The organism is Kribbella sp. (genome assembly GCF_035687465.1).
GTDB lineage: Bacteria > Actinomycetota > Actinomycetes > Propionibacteriales > Kribbellaceae > Kribbella.
The window spans coordinates 1-2598 of the sequence record NZ_DASRXP010000460.1; the positions used below are offsets into that span (position 1 = coordinate 1).

Genomic DNA, 2598 nt, shown 5'->3' on the forward strand with positions numbered 1-2598 from the left:
AACGGGGGCGGGGAGCTCTTCCGGATTCCGGCTGCTGGTGGGGAGGAGCTTGAGCGGATCGAGTTGGGTGGGGTGCCGGCGATCAACAACGATCATGTGTTGAGTCCGGATGGGGCCACCGTTTATGTGTCCGCCGACGACGGGCACCTGTACGCCGTACCGGTTGAGGATGGAGCGCCGCGGCGGGTTAGTAACGATCGTGGGGCCGGGTTTCACCATTATCTGCATGGGGTTTCGCCGGATGGGAGCACGCTGGCGTACATCGGGCTGGAAGACAGGGACGGCCGGAGGATCACGAATGTCTTCACGATTCCGGCGACCGGGGGTGAGGACGTGCAACTCACGGATGACGAGTACGCCGACGACGGGGCGGAGTACAGCCCGGACGGCAAGTGGATCTACTTCAACTCCGAACGCGCCTCGACCGTCCCCGGGCACGCTCAACTCTTCCGGATCTCCGTCACCGGCACTATCGAGCAACTCACGTTCGACGAACGCGTCAACTGGTTCCCGCATCCCTCCCCCGACGGATCGACGGTCGCCTACGTGAGCTTCCCGCCCGGCACCCTCGGGCACCCGGCTGATGTCGACGACGTCCGCCTCAGGCTCCTCGACAGCGACGGCCACATCCGCGAGGTCGCCACCCTCTTCGGCGGCCAGGGGACCATGAATGTCCCCAGCTGGTCTCCCGACAGCAGCCAGTTCGCGTACGTCAGCTACCCGATGAGGTAGTGACGCTGCGGGCGACGCGGAAGCCCACGTCATCGATCTGGAATGTGGGGTGGCTGCGGCGGCGGACGGACGCCCGGCAGCTCCAGGGTTCGTCGAACCAGCCGCCGCCGCGGAGTACCCGGTAGGTGCCGTAGACCTCGGGATCGTAGAAGTCCCAGCACCATTCCCAGACGTTGCCCAGCATGTCGTACAGACCCCAGGCGTTCGGCTGCTTGCCGCCGACATCGTGCACCCGCTCCTGCGAGTTACCGCGGTACCAGGCGATGTCGTCGAGCTCGCCGTACCGCGCGGCCGTAGTACCGGCACGGCAGGCGTACTCCCACTCGGCCTCGGTCGGCAGGCGGTAACCAGAGGCGGACGGATCCCACTCTGTGCCCTCGGCGTCGACAGGAAGGCGATAGGCAGGCGCCAGCCCCTCTCGCTCAGACAGGGCGTTGCAGAACCGGATGGCTTCCAACCAGGAGACACCTTCGACGGGCAGCTGATCACCGTCAGCCGCGCTCGGCCGCTCGCCGGTGACAAGCTCGTACTGCGCTTGCGTGGTCGGCACCGCCGCGATCTCGTACGGCGCAACCTCTACCGACCACCGGCGCTGCGCACGGCGATCCGCAAGCCTCACGCGGCCCGCGGGGATGCCAATCAATTGCCCGTCCATGTTCCGGCGATCCTAGTAGGGTCCCTTGCTGTGCTGGTGTTGGAGCGGCTTCGTGACGATCATGCGGTGCGGTTGCTCGCGTTCGAGCGGGAGAACCGGGACTACTTCGCGCGGATCATCCCGGACCGTGGGGATGCGTACTTCGAGGAGTTCGCGGCGCGGCATGCGAGCTTGCTGGCGGATCAGGCGGCGGGGATCGATCACTTCCACGTAGTGGTGGAGGAAGGTCGCATCGTGGCGCGGATCAACCTGGTGGATGTAAAGGAGGGATCGGCCGAGCTCGGGTACCGGGTCGCCGAGGATGCCGGTGGGCGCGGGATCGCCACGTTCGGAGTACGGGAAGCGTGTGCGCTGGCGAGAACGCAGTACGGGTTGAAATCGATCAAGGCGAAGACGACCGCGGACAACCCCGGATCCCAAGCAGTACTGGCCCGCGCCGGCTTCATCCGCACCGGCAACCTGACCCTCAACGGCCGGCCAGCCTTCAGCTATTTGCTAGAGCTTTTCGAGGTCCGGGCCCGATAAGCCGCGACCGTCGTCCGGCTCGCGCACGCGTTGGAGCAGAACCGGCGCGTCCGGTTCCGTGACTGGTCCACGAAGTAGTTTCCGCACCCAGCGGCGGCGCACCGCCCCAGCGTCACCGAGGGGTCCCCGGCCGCGACCAGGGCGAGCTTGGCGGCGATCAGCTGGCCAGCCCAGCGCTTGGCCGGGGTGCCGTTGCGGCTGAAGTGGATGTGCCAGTTGTCGAGACCATCGTGGTTGGACAGGTGCATGTCCGGCGGGTAGTCGCGCAGCAGGCGATGCACGGCGTCGGGAGCGGCGCCGTCGACCGACTGCGCCAGGGCCGTGCGCACGAGGTCCGGCAGTTCGCCGTAGTCGCCGTCCGGCGGCGGAGTGATCTCGTGCTCCGCGAAGAACGCGGCGACCAGTTCGCCGTGCTGGTTGAGGGTGCCGGTGTTGGCCAGCTCGACGGCCAGCCGCGTCACGTTCCCAATGTAGTCACCGTATTGCACTTGACCCCCTACATCGACGCTGCCTATGGTAGGCGCCATGCTAGCTGATGACACCTACGTGGCCCGCCGCCTGCAGCTGCTCGGGGAGTGGGACGCCGCGCTCGCCGTCCTGGGCCCGGACGCCGACCCCGAACTGCGCGCGGAGATCGCCGTCGACCGCTGGTTCTTCCAGATCGAGGGCCATGAGGAGGCCGAGAA

4 protein-coding genes are annotated in these 2598 nt (G+C 67.1%); 2 read left to right on the forward strand and 2 right to left on the reverse strand.

All coding sequences use genetic code 11. The features are described 5' to 3' along the window. On the forward strand, positions 1-732 hold a 732-nt coding region (locus VFG33_RS24165; RefSeq protein ID WP_325055226.1), incomplete at its 5' end, for a TolB family protein. Here the strand turns inward: VFG33_RS24165 and VFG33_RS24170 are convergent. After that, the gene (locus VFG33_RS24170) at positions 713-1387 is read right to left on the reverse strand and encodes a formylglycine-generating enzyme family protein (protein ID WP_325055227.1); all 675 of its coding nucleotides are present in this window, start codon (positions 1385-1387) and stop codon (positions 713-715) included. The genes VFG33_RS24165 and VFG33_RS24170 overlap by 20 nt on opposite strands. Before the next feature lie 30 nt (positions 1388-1417). Here VFG33_RS24170 and VFG33_RS24175 point away from each other — a divergent pair, with 30 nt between their 5' ends. Continuing rightward, positions 1418-1912 carry a GNAT family N-acetyltransferase gene (locus tag VFG33_RS24175; RefSeq protein WP_325055228.1) on the forward strand — a complete coding sequence of 165 codons (495 nt, stop codon included), beginning with the start codon at positions 1418-1420 and terminating at the stop codon, positions 1910-1912. Here the strand turns inward: VFG33_RS24175 and VFG33_RS24180 are convergent. Beyond that, complete coding sequence (locus VFG33_RS24180; RefSeq protein ID WP_325055229.1) at positions 1876-2373, reverse strand: CGNR zinc finger domain-containing protein; 498 nt, start codon at positions 2371-2373, stop codon at positions 1876-1878. The two genes, VFG33_RS24175 and VFG33_RS24180, sit on opposite strands and share 37 nt — an antisense overlap. Between the last annotated feature and the right edge of the window lie 225 nt (positions 2374-2598).

Coding starts and splice junctions, on each gene's coding strand:
- VFG33_RS24170 (WP_325055227.1), bottom strand. CDS start 1,387: ATGGACGGGCAATTGATTGGCATCCCCGCGGGCCGCGTGAGGCTTGCG.